The sequence below is a fragment of the Pseudonocardia spirodelae genome, assembly GCF_037727765.1.
Lineage (GTDB): Bacteria > Actinomycetota > Actinomycetes > Mycobacteriales > Pseudonocardiaceae > Pseudonocardia > Pseudonocardia spirodelae.
Genome location: NZ_JBBJUP010000014.1, coordinates 114,655 through 132,615 on the forward strand (window position 1 = coordinate 114,655; position 17,961 = coordinate 132,615).

18 protein-coding genes are annotated in these 17,961 nt (G+C 75.3%); 8 read left to right on the forward strand and 10 right to left on the reverse strand.

All coding sequences use genetic code 11. The annotated features are described in order from the left end of the window. The first annotated feature begins 69 nt into the window (after positions 1 to 69). From WJX68_RS17725 to WJX68_RS17750, 6 genes are all read left to right on the forward strand, one after another. Positions 70 to 906, forward strand: a complete 837-nt coding sequence (locus WJX68_RS17725) for an ANTAR domain-containing protein (protein WP_340292314.1) — start codon at positions 70 to 72, stop codon at positions 904 to 906. 163 nt (positions 907 to 1,069) lie between these two features. After that, positions 1,070 to 1,522, forward strand: a complete 453-nt coding sequence (locus tag WJX68_RS17730) for an STAS domain-containing protein (protein ID WP_340292316.1) — start codon at positions 1,070 to 1,072, stop codon at positions 1,520 to 1,522. Between the two features lie 123 nt (positions 1,523 to 1,645). Further along, the gene (locus WJX68_RS17735) at positions 1,646 to 2,773 is read left to right on the forward strand and encodes a M24 family metallopeptidase (RefSeq protein ID WP_340292318.1); all 1,128 of its coding nucleotides are present in this window, start codon (positions 1,646 to 1,648) and stop codon (positions 2,771 to 2,773) included. 116 nt (positions 2,774 to 2,889) lie between these two features. Continuing rightward, positions 2,890 to 3,084: a PspC domain-containing protein gene (locus WJX68_RS17740; RefSeq protein WP_340292423.1), complete on the forward strand. Its 195-nt coding sequence runs from the start codon at positions 2,890 to 2,892 to the stop codon at positions 3,082 to 3,084. A gap of 269 nt (positions 3,085 to 3,353) precedes the next feature. Beyond that, complete coding sequence (locus WJX68_RS17745) at positions 3,354 to 4,160, forward strand: PIG-L deacetylase family protein (RefSeq protein ID WP_340292320.1); 807 nt, start codon at positions 3,354 to 3,356, stop codon at positions 4,158 to 4,160. A gap of 144 nt (positions 4,161 to 4,304) precedes the next feature. Next, positions 4,305 to 5,081, forward strand: a complete 777-nt coding sequence (locus WJX68_RS17750) for a polyprenol monophosphomannose synthase (protein WP_340292322.1) — start codon at positions 4,305 to 4,307, stop codon at positions 5,079 to 5,081. Between the two features lie 29 nt (positions 5,082 to 5,110). On the opposite strand, the gene WJX68_RS17755 is transcribed toward WJX68_RS17750, so the two are convergent. The 7 genes from WJX68_RS17755 to ligD all read right to left on the reverse strand — a co-directional run bounded on the left by WJX68_RS17755 (position 5,111) and on the right by ligD (position 14,236). Further along, complete coding sequence (locus WJX68_RS17755; RefSeq protein ID WP_340292324.1) at positions 5,111 to 6,856, reverse strand: DUF885 domain-containing protein; 1,746 nt, start codon at positions 6,854 to 6,856, stop codon at positions 5,111 to 5,113. Positions 6,857 to 7,016: 160 nt separating this feature from the next. Further along, positions 7,017 to 7,358 carry an RNA polymerase-binding protein RbpA gene (locus tag WJX68_RS17760; RefSeq protein WP_340292327.1) on the reverse strand — a complete coding sequence of 114 codons (342 nt, stop codon included), beginning with the start codon at positions 7,356 to 7,358 and terminating at the stop codon, positions 7,017 to 7,019. Between the two features lie 240 nt (positions 7,359 to 7,598). After that, a complete protein-coding gene (locus tag WJX68_RS17765) occupies positions 7,599 to 8,915 on the reverse strand; it encodes an MFS transporter (RefSeq protein WP_340292329.1) in 1,317 nt (438 codons plus the stop codon). A 44-nt stretch (positions 8,916 to 8,959) separates the two neighbouring features. Next, positions 8,960 to 9,847, reverse strand: coding sequence for a beta-keto acid cleavage family enzyme (locus WJX68_RS17770; RefSeq protein WP_340292331.1), 888 nt, complete (start codon positions 9,845 to 9,847; stop codon positions 8,960 to 8,962). Next, the gene (locus WJX68_RS17775) at positions 9,840 to 11,402 is read right to left on the reverse strand and encodes a GMC family oxidoreductase (protein WP_340292333.1); all 1,563 of its coding nucleotides are present in this window, start codon (positions 11,400 to 11,402) and stop codon (positions 9,840 to 9,842) included. Before WJX68_RS17775 ends, WJX68_RS17770 begins: the two co-directional genes overlap by 8 nt. Before the next feature lie 101 nt (positions 11,403 to 11,503). After that, positions 11,504 to 12,271, reverse strand: coding sequence for a glycerophosphodiester phosphodiesterase family protein (locus WJX68_RS17780; protein WP_340292335.1), 768 nt, complete (start codon positions 12,269 to 12,271; stop codon positions 11,504 to 11,506). A gap of 6 nt (positions 12,272 to 12,277) precedes the next feature. Further along, positions 12,278 to 14,236 carry a non-homologous end-joining DNA ligase gene (gene ligD, locus WJX68_RS17785; protein WP_340292337.1) on the reverse strand — a complete coding sequence of 653 codons (1,959 nt, stop codon included), beginning with the start codon at positions 14,234 to 14,236 and terminating at the stop codon, positions 12,278 to 12,280. Positions 14,237 to 14,350: 114 nt separating this feature from the next. On the opposite strand from ligD, the gene WJX68_RS17790 reads away from it, so the two are divergent. Beyond that, on the forward strand, positions 14,351 to 14,578 hold the full coding sequence (locus WJX68_RS17790) for a DUF3072 domain-containing protein (protein ID WP_340292339.1): 228 nt from the start codon (positions 14,351 to 14,353) through the stop codon (positions 14,576 to 14,578). A gap of 4 nt (positions 14,579 to 14,582) precedes the next feature. On the opposite strand, the gene WJX68_RS17795 is transcribed toward WJX68_RS17790, so the two are convergent. Continuing rightward, positions 14,583 to 14,981, reverse strand: coding sequence for a VOC family protein (locus tag WJX68_RS17795; protein ID WP_340292341.1), 399 nt, complete (start codon positions 14,979 to 14,981; stop codon positions 14,583 to 14,585). A 114-nt stretch (positions 14,982 to 15,095) separates the two neighbouring features. After that, positions 15,096 to 16,130, reverse strand: coding sequence for an ABC transporter substrate-binding protein (locus WJX68_RS17800; protein ID WP_340292343.1), 1,035 nt, complete (start codon positions 16,128 to 16,130; stop codon positions 15,096 to 15,098). A gap of 114 nt (positions 16,131 to 16,244) precedes the next feature. Between WJX68_RS17800 and serA the strand changes: the two genes are divergently transcribed. Next, on the forward strand, positions 16,245 to 17,444 hold the full coding sequence (gene serA, locus WJX68_RS17805; protein WP_340292345.1) for a phosphoglycerate dehydrogenase: 1,200 nt from the start codon (positions 16,245 to 16,247) through the stop codon (positions 17,442 to 17,444). A gap of 9 nt (positions 17,445 to 17,453) precedes the next feature. Here the strand turns inward: serA and WJX68_RS17810 are convergent, their stop codons facing one another. Beyond that, positions 17,454 to 17,936 carry a hypothetical protein gene (locus WJX68_RS17810; protein WP_340292348.1) on the reverse strand — a complete coding sequence of 161 codons (483 nt, stop codon included), beginning with the start codon at positions 17,934 to 17,936 and terminating at the stop codon, positions 17,454 to 17,456. Between the last annotated feature and the right edge of the window lie 25 nt (positions 17,937 to 17,961).

Below are 17,961 nucleotides of genomic sequence, written 5' to 3' on the forward strand. Positions count from 1 at the left end.
ACGGAGTCTGGCACCGACCGGCCCCCCGGGTGCGCACCGCATCCGGCGCAGGTTGTGCAGAATGTTCCCGTGGAGCACAACGGGAGCGCGTCGACCACCGGGATCGAGCAGGACTGGCTCGCCGATCGGGACCTGTTCGTCGCCGCCGAGCAGCGCGACGGGACCGCCGAACAGGCGATCGCCGAGGCCGGCCCGCTCGCCCGCGAGTTCACCGCCCTGACCGGCGCGCTGCTCGCCTCGGGCAGCGTCGCCGACGTGCTGGCCCGGGTCGTGGCCGCCGCGCGCCGGGTCGTGCCGGGCGCCGACCTGGTCAGCGTCACCCTGCGCGACGACGACGGCCGGTTCCACACCCCCGTCGAGACCGCCCCGGCCGCCTCGGTCATCGACGAGGCCCAGTACTCCAGCGGCCGCGGCCCGTGCGTCGAGTCCGCCCGCGCCGACGGGCCCGCCCTGGCCTCGGCCGACGACCTCGCCGCCGACGAGCGCTGGCCCGAGTTCGCCCGCGCCGCCGTCGAGCACGGGTTCCGCTCGGTGCTGGCCTGCTCCCTGGTCCCCAACGCCGAGCCGCCCCGCCTGCCCGGCGCGCTCAACGTCTACGCCACCGGCCCCGGCACGTTCACCCCGGACGACCGCGACCGGCTGCTCCTGCTGTCCACCCACGCCTCGCTGGCCCTGGCCACCTGCGTGTCGGTGTCGGCGGCGGAGCTGCAGGCGACCCAGCTGCGCCAGGCCATCGCCTCGCGCGACGTCATCGGCCAGGCCAAGGGGATCCTCATGGCCCGGCGCGGCCTGACCGCCGAGGGCGCCTTCGACGTGCTGCGCCGCACCTCCCAGGACCTCAACGTCAAGCTCGTCGAGCTCGCCGGGACCGTCACCGCGCACCCGCACGCCCTCGACGCGGACTGACCCCGCCGCACCCGCGCCCCGCGCGTCCGGCTTGCCGCGCAGGCGGGCGCGGGCCACCATCGGGAGCCCGGCGCGCGTCGCGCCGGGAACCGTCGAGTTGAGCCGTCAGCTCACCCTCCGTGCCCGCACGGACCGCTGCCGACCGACCGCGACGGAGCCGCCGGTGACCACCCTCCTCCCGCCCACGCCCGGAGCCGTCCCCGGCGACCCGGCCCGCGACGGCCCGGACGCGCCCGCGCGCCTGCACGTCGACCATCCGCTGCCCGGGGTGCACGTGATCGCCCCGACCGGGATCCTCGACCGCGCCGCGGGTGCGCGCCTGCTGCGCCTGGCCGACCTGGAGATGACCGCGCCCGCCGGCGGGCCGGTGCCGCGCCACCTGGTGCTGGACCTCGCCGGGGTCACCGCCTTCGGACCCGGCGGGGCCGCCGTGCTGCGCCACCTGCGCTACGCCGCGCACCGCAGGCGGGTCCGCTGCCACCTGGCCGGCCCGCCGCCGCGCCCGCGGTCGGGGCCGCCGCCGAGCCTCGACGGCGTCGGCCGCTTCACCGACCTCGCCGACGCCGTCGCCGCGCTCGCCGAGCTCGCCGCGGAGCCGTACCCGCCCCCGTCCTGACCCCCGGTCGCCCGCCGGCCGGTCACGCTGCGCGTCCGGGCGCCCCGGCACCGCCGCCCGGCCGACGCGCGGGTGCTCCGGGCGGCGGTCGTGCACCCCCCGTGCCCGCCTACGCTCACGGTCATGAACGATGCCGTCCCCACCGAGCTGCTCGCCGACCGGCTGCGCCGGGCCGGTGAGCACGCCGCCGAGCAGGGCACCGACGTGCTGTTCCTGACCCCCGGCACCGACCTGCGCTACCTGACCGGGTTCGACGGGTCCTCCCACGAGCGCCTGACCTGCCTGGTCGTGCCCGCCGCCGGGCACCGCGCCCCGCCCGCGCTGGTCGTGCCGTCGCTGGAGGCACCCGGGTTCGCCGACGTGCCGCTGGAGGCACTGGGCATCGACCTCGTCACCTGGACCGACGGCGAGGACCCCTACCTGCTCGTCAGCGACCTCGCCGGCGGCCCCACCCGCATGTCCGTCGACGACGACATGCAGGCCCGCCACGTGCTCGGACTGCGCCACGCCTTCCCCGACGTCCCCCAGCTCCTCGCCGGCGCCGTCCTGCGGGAGCTGCGGATGCGCAAGGACCCCGCCGAGATCGACCGGCTGCGCGCCGCCGGCGCCGCCATCGACCGCGTGCACCGCCGCATGGGCGAGTTCCTGCGGCCCGGCCGCACCGAGGCCGAGGTCGGCGCGGACATCACCGCCGCCATCGTCGCCGAGGGGCACACCGAGGCCGCGTTCGTCATCGTCGGGTCCGGCCCGAACGGCGCCAGCCCGCACCACGACGTGTCCGACCGCGTGATCGAGCCCGGCGACGTCGTCGTCATCGACATCGGCGGGCCGCTGCCCGGCGGCTACAACTCCGACTGCACCCGCACCTACGCCGTGGGCGGCGAGCCCGGCCCGGAGGTCAAGGAGACCTACGCGGTGCTGCAGGAGGCCCAGGAGCGCGCCGTCGCCGCCGTCCGCCCCGGCGCCACCGCCGCCGACATCGACCGCGCCGCGCGCGAGCACATCGCCGCCGCCGGGCACGGCGAGCACTTCATCCACCGCACCGGCCACGGCATCGGCCTCGACGTCCACGAGGAGCCCTACATCGTCGGCGGCAACGACCTCGTCCTCGACGCGGGCATGGCCTTTTCCGTCGAGCCCGGCATCTACCAGGCCGGCAGGTGGGGTGCGCGGATCGAGGACATCGTCGTCGTCACCGCCGACGGCGTGGAGCGGCTCAACACCACCCCGCGCGACCTGGTCGTCCTGTAGGCCGGGACCCGGCGGGTTCGGGGTCGCCCTCCGGGTGTTCCCCGAGCGCGCCGGGGCCCACCGGTGCCAGGGTGGGGACCGGACCCACCCGCACCACGAAGGAGACACCCGTGAACATGCCCGCGTCCCAGCGCCTCGTCCGGCCCCGCAGCGGGACGGTGATCGCCGGGGTCTGCGCCGGGCTGGCCGACCGCTTCGGCATGGGGCGGGGCACCGTGCGCCTGCTGTTCGTGCTGTCCTGCCTGCTGCCCGGCCCGCAGTTCGTGATCTACCTGGTCCTGTGGCTGATCATGCCGAAGGCCGCCGTCTGATCCGGGTGTGAGCGCCGTCGCGGGGCCCCGGTGTGGACCCGCGACGGCGACCCTGCCATCATCGGCCGCGTGATCGCCCCGACGACCGCCTCCGCCGCCGCGCGCCCCGTGCGCGCCGCCGCGTGTCGCTGTCGCCGGGGTCCGTCCCCGCGCGGCTGACACCGCGGTCCCCGCCTCCGGCCGGGACCGCTCGCGCCGCCCGGGTACCGACCCGCTCCGGTCCGTCCCCGCACCGGCCGACCCGGCCCCGCACGCGAAGCGATCACCAGGTGACCTCCCTCTCCGGCCAGACCGTCCTGGCCCTGCACGCCCACCCCGACGACGAGGCGATCTTCACCGGCCTCACCCTGCGCCGCCTCGCCGACGCCGGCGCCCGCGTCGTGCTCGTCATGGCCACCGGGGGCGACCTCGGCGGCTCCCGGCTGCCGCTGGACCGCGGCGAGACCGTCACCGACCGGCGCCGGCGCGAGCTCACCGAGGCCGCCGCGCTGCTCGGCGTCGACCGGCTCGTGCTGCTCGGGCACCGCGACTCCGGCTTGCCCGGCGGAGCCGGGACCGCCCACCCCCGCGCCCTGGCCGGCGCCGACCCGGTCGCGCTCGGCCGGGCCGTCGCCGAGATCGCCGACGCCGAGGGCGCGGGCACCGTCCTGCACGACGACGACGCCGGCATCTACGGCCACCCCGACCACCGCGCCGCGCACGCCGCCGGCACGCTCGCCTGCGCGCTGACCGGCGCGCACGGCTACCGGATGACCGTGGACCGCGAACACCTCGCGCTCGCCGCCCCCGGCCGGCACCTCGTGCACGGCGCCGCGCACGCCGCGGGCGTCGGCTACGGGCGGGTCACCGCCGAGATCGCCGTCGCCGTCGGGGGCGGGCCCGCCGAGCTCGCCGTGAAGCGGGCCGCCATGCTCGCCCACGCCAGCCAGATCGACCCGGCCTCGGTCGACGACGCGTCCTTCGCCGCCACCTACGGCTACGAGTGGTTCCTGCCCGGCGAGAACGCCCCCGCGGGGGGCCGCGGCGGGGTGCTCGAGGCACTCGGCAACGCGCACCTGCTCGCCGGCACCCGCTGACCGTCCTCCGCGATCCGGAGCACGCCCACTACGCTGTCCGCACGACCGCGTCCCGCGGCACCGCGACCACCGGTGACCGGGCCGGTGCGCGCAGTGCGGGTAGGGTCGTCCGGTCGGCAGGCACGGGCGGGGGAGAGGACGAGCATGGCTGCACCACCGGGCCCGGTCCTGGTCGTGGTTCCCACCTACGAGGAGCGGGACAACCTGGGTCCCGCCCTCGCGCGGCTGCACGCCGCCCTGCCCGGCGCCGACGTGCTCGTCGTCGACGACGCCAGCCCCGACGGCACCGGGGAGCTCGCGGACTCCTTCGCCGCCGCCGACGAGCGGGTCCGCGTCCTGCACCGTCCCGGCAAGAGCGGCCTCGGCGCCGCCTACCTCGACGGCTTCCGGCACGCGCTGGCCGGCGGGCACCAGGTCGTCGTCGAGATGGACGCCGACGGCTCGCACGCCCCCGAGGACCTGCCCGCCCTGCTCGCCGCACTCGCCGACGCCGACGTCGTGCTCGGCTCCCGCTACGTCCCCGGCGGGCGCGTCGTGAACTGGCCCTGGCACCGCGAGGTCCTCTCCCGCGGCGGCAACCTGTACTCCCGCCTCGCGCTCGGCGTCGGCCTGCGCGACATCACCGGCGGCTACCGCGTCTACCGGCGCAGCGTGCTCGAGCACCTCGACCTGGGCTCGGTCGCCTCGCAGGGCTACTGCTTCCAGGTCGACATGGCCTGGCGCGCGGTGCGGGCCGGGTTCCGGGTCCGCGAGGTCCCGATCACCTTCACCGAGCGCGAGCGCGGCGCGTCGAAGATGAGCGGCGGCATCGTCGCCGAGGCGCTGTGGCGGGTCACCTGCTGGGGCGTGTCGTACCGCCTCGGCCGTGACACCCCGGAGCGGCCCGCCGGCCCGGTCACCGAGGGCGCCGCCCACGGCTGAGCCGCCGGCGGCGCCCGGGACGGTGCGGCTCAGCCGCGCGCGGCGGGCAGCTCCGCGAGCTCCGGCACCAGGTCGTCCAGACCGAGGGTGCCCTGGTCGAGCGCGGCCGCGTGCCACGCGGCGAGGTCGAACTCCGCACCCCGCGCGGCGTGCGCGGCACGGGCCCGCTCACGGCCGGTCAGCCAGGCCCGCTCGCCCAGCTTGTAGCCGATCGCCTGCGCCGGACCGCCGAGGTAGCGCAGCAGCTCCGAGTCCGCCATCGCGTCCCCGCCGCCGACGTGGCGGCCGAAGAACTCCCGGCCCAGCTCCGGGGTCCACCGCAGCCCGGCGCCGACGGGGGAGTCGCCGGGGATCTCCAGCGACAGGTGCATCCCGAGGTCGATCACCACGCGCACGGCGCGCAGCATCTGCGCGTTGAGGTAGCCCAGCCGCGACCCGGGGTCGTCGTGGTGGCCGAGCTCGTCCATGAGGCGCTCGGCGTAGAGGGCCCAGCCCTCGACGTCGGCGCTGACCGCGCCGACCAGCGACGTCTGGAACGTCGACAGCTCCGTCGACCGCAGCGCCCAGGACGCCAGCTGCAGGTGGTGGCCCGGGACACCCTCGTGGTACCAGGTGCTGATCAGGTCCCACAGCGGGTAGCGGTCGTCGGCGTTGGCCGGCAGCCAGGTGCGCCCGGGCCGGGAGAAGTCCAGCGCCGGCGGCGTGTAGTACGGCGCCGCCGCGCTCCCCGCGGGCGCCAGCCGCGACTCGACGTCGCGCAGCCGCCCGGACAGGTCGAAGTGGACGCCGTCGAGCTCGGCGATCGTGTCGTCCATCATCTGCTGCAGGTGCGCCCGCGCCGCCTCCCCGCCCACGACGACGCCGGTCGAGCCGCCGTCGCGGTCGAGGAACTCCATCGCCCGGGCGACCGAGGCGCCCGGCAGCACCCGCCCGGCCTCGACGACCATCTCCTCGCGGATCCGCCGGAACTCCGACCAGCCCCAGTCGTACACCTCGGCGGAGTCGATGTCGGCACCGTTCCAGAACCGGTTCGCGATCCGGTAGCGGTCCGGCCCGACGCCGTCGGGGGTGCCCTCGGCCGCCGGCAGGTACTCCGTGGCCAGCCAGTCGCGCAGCTCGCCCAGCGCCGCGGTCGCGTCGCGCGCCCCGCGGTCGAGGTCGGCCCGCACGGCGGCGCCGACGCCCGCGTCGTCGGCGAAGGCGGCGAACCAGCCGCGGCCTGCGCCGTCGGCGTTCCAGGAGTCGATCTGCTCGGTGACCCGCACGACCTGGCGGGGCGCGGCGAACGACCCGCGCCGCCGCCCCTCGGTCAGCGACGCCCGGTACCCGGCCAGCGCCTCGGGCACCCGCGCCATCCGGGCCGCGACGGTGGCCCAGTCCTGCTCGCCGTCGACGGGCATGAGGGTGAACGCGGTACGCAGCGTGGCCAGCGGCCCGAACAGCTCCTGCACCGCCCGCTGCGGCTCACCGGAGGTGAGGTGGTCGAGCTGGGCGCCGAGGCGCTCACGCAGCAGCCGCGCGCACCGCCGCTCGTCCGGGTCCTCCGCGCCGGCCGGGCGGGGCAGCGCGTCGAGGCGGGCCAGGGTGTCGCGGCAGGCGTCGACGAGCGCGCCGGTGCCGTCGGGGGAGAGGTCGGGCAGCTCGTCCTGCCGTTCGGTCAGGCCGAGGTCGCCGGCCAGGATCGGGTCGAGCGCGGCGAGACGCCGCACGTGGTCGTCGGCGAGGTCGCGCACGGGCCGGTGGGCGCCGTCGGTACCGGTCTGCTGATCGTTCATCAGGGGCCATCATGCCCGCGGGGCGGCCCGGTGGCGCGCTCCCGCGCACGGCTCCGCCTACCACTCCGAACGCGAACTCCGAACGCGATCCCGAACGCGACGGAGCCCGGACCCCACAGGGGCCCGGGCTCCGTCGTGGACCGGTGGCGCGGTGTCCGCGTCAGGCGATCTCGGCGCGGCGCTCGCGCAGCAGCTCCAGGCGCTCGTCGAGCAGCTCCTCGAGCTCGGCGATCGACCGGCGCTCGAGCAGCATGTCCCAGTGCGTACGCGGGGGCTTCTGCTTCTTCTGCTCCGGCTCGGTGCCGTCGACGCGGCGCCCGAGGCCGCCCTGCGGCGACTCCCAGGTCGCGGGAGCCTCGGCGTCGTTGGCGAACGGCACCTCGAACTCGTGACCGGAGTCGGACACATAACGGACCATCTGCCGCGGCGCCAGGTCGTGGTTGCGGTCGGTCTCGTAGCTGACAGCCCCGAGACGGCTGCCACGCAGAACGCGGTCGGCCATGCGTCACCCTCCTGTAGCGCGATGTCGAGGGAGCACCTCGACGGTTACCTCTCCGCCACCGGGTGTAACGTGCTGGGAGCTACGGTATTCCGGCGGCAGGGCAGAACGGTCCGCTCGAGTTACCTCGCGGTAACCCGCTCTGCGCCCGATTGACCAGTGTTCCCTACTGCGCCCCGTTACACACTCCGATGTGACGTGTCAGCCATGTGTGACGGTGCTCACCACCGGATCGGCGACTGTTCACGGGGTCGCGACGGGCCGTGCACCCGCGGGGGAGCGGACGGGCAGCAGCGCGAGCAGTCCCGCGGCCAGGACCAGCACGATCCCGATCGTGCCCGCCCGGTCCGAGCCCAGCCAGAAGGTGAACAGCCCGATGAGCGCCGGCGCCAGGAACGACACGGCGCGTCCGGTCGTCGCGTAGAGCCCGAACAGCTGGCCCTCCTGCTGCGGCGGGCAGATCCGCAACAGGTACGACCGCGACGACGCCTGCGCCGGACCGACGAACAGCCCCAGCACCAGCCCGAAGATCCAGAACATCGTCGGTCCGGACACCAGCAGCAGCACGATCCCCACCACGACCAGCCCGGCGAGCGACGCGACCACCACCGCCTTGGGCCCGTACCGGTCGTCGAGGCGGCCACCGGCCAGCGCCCCGGCCGCGGACACCACGTTGATCGCCACCCCGAAGATCAGCACCTGGCCGGGCTCCAGCCCGTACACCGTCACCGCGAGCACCCCGCCGAAGGCGAAGATCGCGTTCAGCCCGTCCCGGTACAGCGCGCTCGCCCCCAGGAAGTACACGGTGTGCGGGCTGGCCCGGTACAACGCACGCAGGTCGGCCAGCAGTGCGCGGTAGGACCCCGCGACCCCCAGCTTCGGCGCGTGCGGCGCCACCGGGGCCGTCTCGGGCAGCAGCACGAACATCGGCGCCGCGAACACCGCGAACCACACCGCGGCCACGACGACGGCGATCCGCACGTCCATCCCGTCCGCCGTCGGCACCCCCAGCAGGCCGCCGTCGCCGGAGAGCAGGCCGACGTAGACCGCCAGCAGCAGGACGATGCCGCCGACGTAGCCCAGCGCCCAGCCGAACCCCGACACCCGCCCGACCGTCGCCGGCGTCGACACCTGCGCCATCAGCGCGTAGTACGACACCGCCGCCAGCTCGACGAAGATCGAGGCGAGGCCCAGCAGCAGCAGGCCCAGCCACAGGTAGGACCAGTCGTCGCGGACGAAGAACATCCCGAGCATGCACAGCACCACCAGCGCCGTCCACACCCCGGTCGCCCGCAGCCGCCGCCCCCGCCGGTCCGCGCTCTGCCCGATCACCGGGGCCATCAGCGCGATCAGCACACCGGCCGCCGCCGTCGACCACGCCAGCCAGCTGTTCGCGCTGATCGTGCCCGGCAGGTCCGCGCCGACCGCGTCGGTCAGGTAGACCGAGAACACGAAGGTCAGCGCGATGTGCTGGAAGCCCGAGGACCCCCAGTCCCACATCCCCCACGCCCACACCCGGGATCGGCGGGGCGTGGTCTCGGCAGCGGTCGCGGCGGTCACGGGCGTGAGCGTATCGGCGCCACTGGGCCGCGGCCTCCGCCCGACTACGCAGGATCCAGGCCGAGGATCTCCCGCGCCTGCGCCGGGGTCGCCACCGGGCGGCCGAGGGTCTCGGCGAGCCCTGCGACCCGCGCCACCAGCTCGCTGTTGCGGGGCGCGCCGAACCGGTCGTAGCCGAAGTCGCCCAGCCCGATGCTGACGTGCCCGCCCCGGGTGATCGCCCACGCCGCCAGCGGCAGCACGTCGCCGTTGCGGCAGTGCACCGTCCACGGGTCGCCCGGCGGCAGCTCGTCGAGGAAGGTCTGCAGGTTCGCCGGCGTCGGCGGCGGGCCGCCCGGCACCTCGTCGCCGGTGAAGCCCAGGCACCACACACTGGTGCGGGGCAGCAGGCCCTCGGCCTGCAGGCTGCGCGCGGTGCGCACCCCGCCCGCGCTCCACACCACCGGGTACACCGCCAGCCCCGTCCCGGCGATCACGCCGAGCAGCTCCCGCAGGTACCCGACCTCGTTGACGACGAACCGGTCCCCGGTGCGGAACCGGCCGCCCGCCGCGTCCCACAGGTCCGCGCCGTAGGCCCCGAAGTCCACCGGGACGACGTCGACCCGGGTCTGCGGGTCCTCCATCAGCTCCAGGATGTGGCGCATCCGGCCCCGCGCGTCGCCCTGGGTCGCCATGAACCCCAGCGTGGGGTGCAGCACCGTGTCCCGCGAGCTCTCCCGCACCCCTCGGATCACCTCCCGGTACAGCGCGACGTCGTCGGCCCGCTCGGTGCCGTCGGCGTCGCGGGCGTGCCAGTGCAGCACCGACGCGCCCGCCCGGGCCGAGGCCAGCAGCTCGGTCACGACCTCCTGCGGACCGTAGGGCAGCGCCGGGTTCCCGTCCCGTTCCGCGGCCTCGTTGCAGCGGACCTCGATCACCACCGGCTCAGCCACGTCCGGACCCCTCCCCGGCGCGGACCAGCTCCGCGCAGTGCTCACCGATCATGATCGACGGTGCGTTCGTGTTGCCCGAGGTGATCGCGGGCATGATCGAGGCGTCCGCGACGCGCAGCCCGTCGAGCCCGTGCACCCGCAGCTGCGGGTCGACCACCGCGCCCCGGTCGACGCCCATCCGGCAGGTCCCGACGTGGTGGTAGATCGTGCTGGCCGCGCGGCGCACGTAGTCGCGCAGCTCGGCGTCGGTGCGCACGTCCGGTCCCGGCAGCACCTCGCGGCGCCGCCACTCCGACAGCGCGCGGGCCTCGCCGATCTCGCGCGACATCCGGATGCCCCGCACGTGCGCGCTCACGTCGGCCTCCTCCATCAGGTAGTTCGGGTCGATCTCCGGCGGGTCGTCCGGGTCGGCCGAGCGCAGCCGGATCTCGCCGCGGCTGACGATCCGGTTCGGGCCGGGCGTCACGGTGTAGCCGGCGCCCTCCTCGGGGCCGGTGAACCCGACCGGCGCGAACGGCACGTGGATGAACTGGATCTGCATGCCGGGGCAGATGCCCAGGCCGCGCTCGTCGTCGGGCCAGAACAGGGTGGTCTCGGAGTGGTTGGCCCAGGTCGCCCGCGGCACCGGCCGGGCCGACTCGTAGACGACACCGGTCAGCAGGTGGTCCTGCAGGTTCTTCCCGACGCCGGGCAGGTCCAGCACCGGGGTGACCCCGGCCGCGGTCAGCTCGTCGGCGGGCCCGATCCCGGACAGCATGAGCAGCCGGGGGGAGTCGATGCCGCCGCCGCAGACGATCACCTCGCGCTCGGCCGTGGCCCGCTGCAGCGCGCCGTCGCGGAGGAACTCCACCCCGGTGCACCGCCCGCCCTCGACGAGCAGGCGCCGGGCCAGTGCGTGCGTCGCGATCGTCAGGTTCGCCGGGGTGTCGCGCAGGAACATGAACGTGCCCGACCGCGTGCCGTCGCGGTTGATCGTGACGCTGTTGAACCCGGCGCCGCGCATGGTGGCGCCGTTGAAGTCCTCGGTCGAGGGGTAGCCGGCCTCCAGTGCCGCGTCGAGCATCGCGACCGACACCGGGTTCGCGTTGTCCGCGGTGAACCGGCGCACCGACAGCGGCCCGCCGGCCCCGTGGTACTCGTCCGCCCCGAACTCGTAGTCCTCCGAGCGGCGGAACGAGGGCAGCACGCTCGCGTAGTCCCAGCCGGGGTTGCCCTGGTAGGCCCAGTTGTCGAAGTCGCTGCGGTGCCCGCGCACGTAGACCAGGGCGTTGATCGCGCTCGTCCCGCCCAGCACCTTCCCGCGCGGGACGACGCCGACCCGCCCGGCGGCGTACTTCTGCGGGGTCGTCTCGTACTGCCAGTCGAACGACGTGCCCTGCAGCGTGTACGGCCACGCCCCGGGCCGCGCGATCTCCGGATGGTCCCGGTCGTCCCCGCCGGCCTCCAGCAGCAGGACCCGCAGGCCGGGGTCCTCCGCGAGCCGGGCCGCGACCACGGCCCCCGCCGATCCCGCACCGACCACCACGTAGTCGTACCGCGCGTCGCGCTCCGCCACGATGCTGCTCCCGTTCGTCGTCGAACTCGGCGGAGGTCCGCCGTGGGCACCCGTTGCCCGGGAAACTACCGGTGGCGTGACGGTGTCGCCGGGCGGAGCGCTCAGCTGCCGACGACGTCGAGCAGCAGGTCGGGGCGGTCCGACAGCAGCCCGTCCACGCCGATCGACAGCAGCTCCCGCATCGCCGCCGCGTCGTCGACCGTCCACACGTGGACCTCGTGCCCGGCGCGGTGCGCGGCCCGCACGAACCGGCGGTCACCGGCCACCGGGATCGGCCCGAACGTGGTCGGGACCTGCGCGAACACCCCCGCCGGCGACGGCAGCAGCGCGCCGGGCACACCCCAGGCGCGGGCCCGCAGCGCGACCACCTCGGCCTGCCCCATCGACGTGCACAGCCGCGCTCCGGCCCCGGCGCGGGCGGCGGACAGCCACCGCCCGGAGAACGAGCCGAGGCACACCCGGTCCCAGGCGTCGGCGGCGTCGAGCACGGCGAGGGTCGGCGCGATCACCGCCGCCGACTTCAGCTCGACGGTGACCCGCACCCCGGGCAGGGCCGCGAGCACCGCGGCCAGCCGCGGCAGCGGCTCGCTGCGGTGCGCGCCGGTGACCCGCACCCCGTCGAGCTCGGCGGCCGGGCGCTCGTCGATGCGGCCCGCGCCGTCGGTGGTGCGGTCCAGCGTCGGGTCGTGGTGCACGAACGGCACCCCGTCGGCGCTGGCGTGCACGTCCATCTCCACGTAGCGCAGGCCGTGGTCGGCGGCGGCGGTGAACGCGGCCAGGGTGTTCTCGCAGCCGGCGAGCTCGCCGATGTGCCAGCCGCGGTGGGCGTAGGCGCGCGGGTACGGGCCGTCGAGGTACGGGTGGTGCACGGTGGGTCAGCCTGGCAGGCGGAAGATCGTGCCACCACGGGGCAGGCGGAAACCCTCGGTGTCGATCAGGGGACGCATCAGGTCGCCGTGGGCGTCCAGGCGCGCCGGCAGGTCGTCGAGGGTGAACACGAGGTCCTCCCGCTCGCGGCAGCCCTCGACCTCGTCCCAGGTCAGGGGGGTGGCGACCGTCGGGAGCTCGCGCCCGCGCAGGGAGTACGGCGCGATCGTCGTCTTGGCGGTGTTGTTCTGGCTCCAGTCCACGAACACCTTCCCGCGCCGCCGGGCCCGGGTCATCACCGCGACGACCTCGCGCGGGTGCTCCTGCGCCAGGCGCTCGGCGACCTCGCGGGCGAACCCGCTGGTCCGCTCGGGCCGGGTGACCCGCACCGGGACGTAGAGCTGCATGCCCTTGCCGCCCGAGGTCGTCGGGTACGCGGCCAGGCCGTGCCCGTCGAGCAGCTCACGCAGCCACAGCGCGACCCGGCAGCAGTCCACGACCGTCGTGCCCTCGCCGGGGTCGAGGTCGAACACCACCCGGTCCGGCACGCGGTCCGCGTGCACTCCCCGCCGGCCGTCGCGGGGACCGAGCCGCCACTGCGGCACGTGCAGCTCCAGCGCCGCCAGGTTCGCCGCCCAGGCCAGGCCCTCGGTGTCGGTGAGGACGGCGAAGTCGGCGGACTCCGAGCGCCCGCCGGGGGTGCCGACCCGGGCGGTGCGCAGCCAGGGCGGGGCGTGGCGGGCCACGTTCTTCTCGAAGAACGACGGGCCCTCCACCCCGTCCGGCCAGCGCTTGAGCGTGGCGGGTCGCGTGTCGACGTGGGGGAGCATCGCCCCGGCGACGGCGAGGTAGTGGCCGAGCACGTCGGCCTTGGTCGTGCCGGTGGCGGGGTAGAGCACCTTGTCGGGGTTGGACAGCGACGCGCGCCCGTACCCCTCGCGCGGTCCCGGCCGGCTCCCCGTCGCGCCCGCACCGACCTGCACCCAGTCCTCGGTGTCGCCCCCGGGGTACGGGGACCCGGCCCGCACGGCCACGACCCCGGGCAGGCCCTGCTCGCGGACGGCGTCGAGCAGCCGGGGCCCAGCGTTCGGGTAGACCGGGGCGGCGCGCCGGTGCGGCCCGTCGAGCGGGAGGTCCTCGAGCAGTGCGCGGCGCCGCTCGGCCGGGAGCTCCCGGACGTCGTGGCCCCCGGTGTGCAGGACGTCGGTGACCCAGAGCTGCCCGCGCGCGGTCAGCTCCGCGTCGAGCAGGTGCCCGCCGGGGCCCAGGGCGGGGCCCAGGGCGCGCAGCGCGCCGGGTGTCTCCACCGGGTCGCCCGGGCGGCCGCGCTCGTCGACCGGGCGCAGCACGAGGCGGCCGCCGTCGGCCCGTACGAGCACCCGGCGGCCGCCGAAGACCGGGCGCACCGTCCAGGCCTCGCCCGCGGGCAGTGCCGGGGCGGTGCGGGGGACCGCCAGCACGACGTCGTGGGGGAGCGGCTCCCCCGGCGGTGCGGCCCCGGCGGGCTGCTCGCGCGTGCGGCGCAGCAGCCAGCCGTCGGGACGTCCGCCCGTGCTGCGGTGCAGGAGCACGTACCGGCCGCGGGTGCGCTCGCCGTGCAGCACGAACGCGATCTCGCGGTCGGACCACTTCTCGGTCTCGTAGCGCCCGGTGTCCCAGACCGACATCGTCCCGCCGCCGTACTCGCCGCGCGGGATGTCCCCGGCGAAGTCCAGGTACTCCAGCGGATGGTCCTCGGTGCGCACGGCCATCCGCACCGTGGCGGAGTCCTCGGGCAGGCCCTTGGGCACCGCCCAGGACGCGAGCACGCCGTCGCGCTCCAGGCGCAGGTCCCAGTGCAGGGCGGTGGCGTGGTGCTCCTGGATCACGAAGCGGTCGCCGCCGGACGCGGCCGGGCCGTCCCGCTCGGGGACCGGCTCCGGGGTCCGCCGCGGGTCGCGCTTGCGCCGGTACTCGTCCAGGGGCACACCCGGGAGCGTACTGACCAGCACCGACGACGACCCGTTCCCCGTTATGACAGTTCTCGCGAGGCGGGAACGGTCCGTCGTGCGGGGAGCGGGGATCGAAGATATGTTCGACTCATGACCAACGACCACAGCACCGACGCCGTCGACCCCGGGACGGCCGAGAAGGACCCCGCGGACTGGACGACCGGCGACGAGCCGATGACCGGCCCGCAGCGCTCGTACCTGGAGACGCTGCTCCAGCAGGCCGGCCGCGAGGCGCCGGCGGACATCGACGGGCTCAGCAAGGTCGAGGCGTCGCGGCGCATCGACGAGCTGCAGGACGCGACCGGCCGCGGCGCGTAGGCGCTCACGGGCCCGGCGCGACGATCTCGACCTCGAAACCCTGGGCGTTCTCGGCGAACAGCGCCGTGTGCGCCGGACCGCCCGCGTGCGGGTAGGCATCGGCGAACAGCTCGGTCCAGCCGTGCCCGCCGCAGGCCGCCCGCAGCGCGTCGAGCCGCGGGCGGTCCGGCACCGTCAGCGCGAGGTGGTTGAGCCCGGCGCGGTGCCGGTCGTGGTGGCCGCGCACGTCGGGCGACTGCTCCAGGACGACGTAGACGCCGGCCGGATGCGTCCAGACGCGGCCGCGGTCCCAGCCGTCGTCGCGCAGGGTCCAGCCGAGCTCGGTGAACAGCCAGTGGAAGGACGGCTCGGCCTGCGCGAGGTCGTGCGTCCACAGCTCGACGTGGTGGATCGGACCGGTCACCGGTGCACCCTACCGCCGAGCCGATAATGCACGTTATGACAGTTCGACCGTCGGAGGGGTGCCCCGGCGGCGTGGCCCGCCCCCGTGACAGGGACCGGCCACGCCGCCCGGACGTCAGTCCCCGACCGTCTGCGCGATCTGCGGGACCAGCTGCTCCAGTGCGTAGTCCAGGCTCAGGACGGTGCCCCAGCTGAAGGCGCCGGCGACGACCGGGTCCTCGAGCCACAGCACCTTGTCCTGCTGCACGACCGGCAGCGTCGGGTACACCGGGTTGCCCTCGATCTGCGGACGGACGCTCGGGTCGTTGCCGATGTTCCACACGAGCAGGTCGCGCGACAGCGAGCCCATCAGCTCGTCGGACACGGCGATCTCGCCGTACTCGTCGGGCTTCAGCCCGCCGATGTCGGTCGGCGACCGGAAGCCGAGCTGGTCGAAGAACCGGGCGCGCACGTCGTTGCCGCTGCGCACCACGCTCTCCCCCGGCTCGAACCGCTCCGCGACGACGACCTGCTTGCCCGCGAAGCCCGGGTTCGCCCGGGCCGCCTCGGCGAAGCGGGCCTCGGTCGCCGCGACGAGGTCGCGCGCCTCCTGCTCGCGCCCCAGTGCCTCGCCGGTCGCCCGGGTCGCCTCCTGCCAGGTGATCCGGAAGTCGGTGAACTCCGCGTCCGGGACGACGGTCGGCGCGATCCGCGACAGCTGCTCCCACTGCTGGGCGGTCGTCCCGCTGTAGAGGGAGATGATCAGGTCCGGCTTCAGCGCGGCGATCTCCTCGACCGGCGGCGCCTCGTCGTTGCGCACCCCGCCGTTGAGGACGACCGGGCGCGCGTCGCCCAGCTCGTCCTGGGCCCACGGCCAGGTCGCCGACGGGTAGTCGCCGTACCAGGGGTTCACCGCGATCGGGCGCACGCCCAGCGCGAGCAGCGGGTCCTGGTCGGACAGGCCCACCGTGACCACGCGCGTCGGCTCGGCCGGGATCTCGGTCGTGCCGTAGGCGTGGTCGATCCGGACGGGGAACGTCCCCTGCCCGGGCTGCGCCGCGGGCGCGTCCTGCTGGTCGCCACCGCCTGCGCAGCCGGCGACCAGCAGTGCGGTCACGAGCCCGGTCGCGACGAGGAGCGCGCGGCGGCGCGCTCCGATGATTCTGGACATTCCGGCATGCTCCGTCCGTAACGGGTGAGGTGAGGCGAACCTAACCGATCGTCGTCCTGGCGACAATGGCCGCCCCCGTGCCCCGCCGGGCCCCGCGCGTCCTAGGTTGGACGGGTGAAGGTCCTGTTGCTGGAAAACATCCACCCCGGCGCCGCCGAGGCGTTCCGACGCGAGGGCTTCGAGGTCGAGACCCGGGCCGGATCACTCAGCGGCGACGAGCTGCACGAGGCGCTCGACGGGGTGTCGCTGCTCGGCATCCGCTCCAACACCACCATCACCGCCGAGGTGCTCGACGCCGCCAAGGACCTGCTGGCCGTCGGCTGCTTCTGCATCGGCACCAACCAGGTCGACCTGACCGCGGCGGCCGAGCGCGGCATCGCGGTGTTCAACGCGCCGTACTCCAACACCCGCAGCGTGGTCGAGCTGGTCATCGGCGAGATCGTCGTCCTGGCCCGGCGGCTCACCGAGAAGACCCAGCGGATGCACGAGGGCGTGTGGGACAAGTCCGCCAAGGGCGCCCACGAGTTCCGCGGCCGCACGCTGGGCATCGTCGGCTACGGCAACATCGGCACCCAGCTGTCGAACATGGCCGAGGCCATCGGGCTGCAGGTCGTCTTCTACGACACCGCCGACCGGCTCGCCCACGGCAACGCCCGCCGCATGCCCACCCTCGACGCGCTGCTGGCCGAGTCCGACGTGGTGTCCATCCACGTCGACGGCCGCCCCGGCAACGCCGGGCTGTTCGGCGCCGAGCAGTTCGCCCGGATGAAGCCCCGCTCGATGTTCATCAACGCCTCGCGCGGCATGGTCATCGACGAGCTGGCGCTGCGGGAGAACATCCTGTCCGGCCACATCGCCGGCGCCGCGGTCGACGTGTTCCCCATCGAGCCCAAGGCGCAGGGCGACGAGTTCGACTCCCCGCTGCGCGGCCTGGACAACGTCATCCTCACCCCGCACATCGGCGGGTCGACCCAGGAGGCGCAGGAGGGCATCGGCACCTTCGTCTCCCGCAAGCTGCTCGACTTCGTGCAGGTGGGCGCCACTCCCCTGTCGGTCAACCTGCCCAACGTGGGCGCGCCGAACCCGCCCGGGGTCTTCCGGACGGCCTACCTGCACACCAGCACGCCGGGCGTGCTCGCCGACATCAACCGGCTGCTGGCCGACGCCGGCGTGAACGTCGTGGGCCAGTCGCTGTCGACCAACGGCGACCTGGGCTACGTGCTGACCGACACCGACCGGGTGCTGCCCGAGGACGTGCTCTCGGCGCTGCGCCGGGCCTCGCAGACGGTCTGGCTGCGCTCCTACGAGCTCTGAGCGCGCGCCTCAGGCGCAGGCGCTCGCGCCGTACTCCTCGACGTCGGAGGGGTGCATCGGACCGTGCTCGCCGTGGTGCACGACGAACTCGACGGCGTTCGGGCGGTGGAACAGGCCGCCGCCCGAACGGCGCCGGTACACCAGCGGCGCGCAGCGGTAGCCGAACAGCGCCCGGGCCCAGCCCTCGGCCTCACCCCGGGGCAGCGGCTCGGGTGCGGTGACCGACAGCTCCCAGATCCCGACACCGGCGGCCGGGGCCTGCGCGTCCGGCGCCGTCGACGCGACCAGCGTCAGCTCCAGCGCGCCGCGCATCGCGGGCACGACGATCCACGCGCGGTGCCACTCGGGCACCGGCCGCGCGTAGGGGTAGGCGAGCAGGCCGTGCCGCAGCTCGGTCACCGGTCCCCCGTGCTGCTCGTGGATCAGCTGCGCCAGATCCACCGATCGCTTGCGGCGCAGGTCTGCGTTGACCAGCCCGGCTTCGACCGTCATTCCCGTGGCCTCATTCCCGTCCCCG

Bases quoted from the DNA above. Each gene is read 5' to 3' on its own strand.
- WJX68_RS17735 (WP_340292318.1), top strand. From the start codon at position 1,646: ATGAACGATGCCGTCCCCACCGAGCTGCTCGCCGACCGGCTGCGCCGG.
- WJX68_RS17740 (WP_340292423.1), top strand. From the start codon at position 2,890: ATGCCCGCGTCCCAGCGCCTCGTCCGGCCCCGCAGCGGGACGGTGATC.
- WJX68_RS17750 (WP_340292322.1), top strand. From the start codon at position 4,305: ATGGCTGCACCACCGGGCCCGGTCCTGGTCGTGGTTCCCACCTACGAG.
- WJX68_RS17755 (WP_340292324.1), bottom strand. From the start codon at position 6,856: ATGAACGATCAGCAGACCGGTACCGACGGCGCCCACCGGCCCGTGCGC.
- WJX68_RS17760 (WP_340292327.1), bottom strand. From the start codon at position 7,358: ATGGCCGACCGCGTTCTGCGTGGCAGCCGTCTCGGGGCTGTCAGCTAC.
- WJX68_RS17790 (WP_340292339.1), top strand. From the start codon at position 14,351: ATGACCAACGACCACAGCACCGACGCCGTCGACCCCGGGACGGCCGAG.
- WJX68_RS17800 (WP_340292343.1), bottom strand. From the start codon at position 16,130: ATGTCCAGAATCATCGGAGCGCGCCGCCGCGCGCTCCTCGTCGCGACC.
- WJX68_RS17810 (WP_340292348.1), bottom strand. From the start codon at position 17,936: ATGACGGTCGAAGCCGGGCTGGTCAACGCAGACCTGCGCCGCAAGCGA.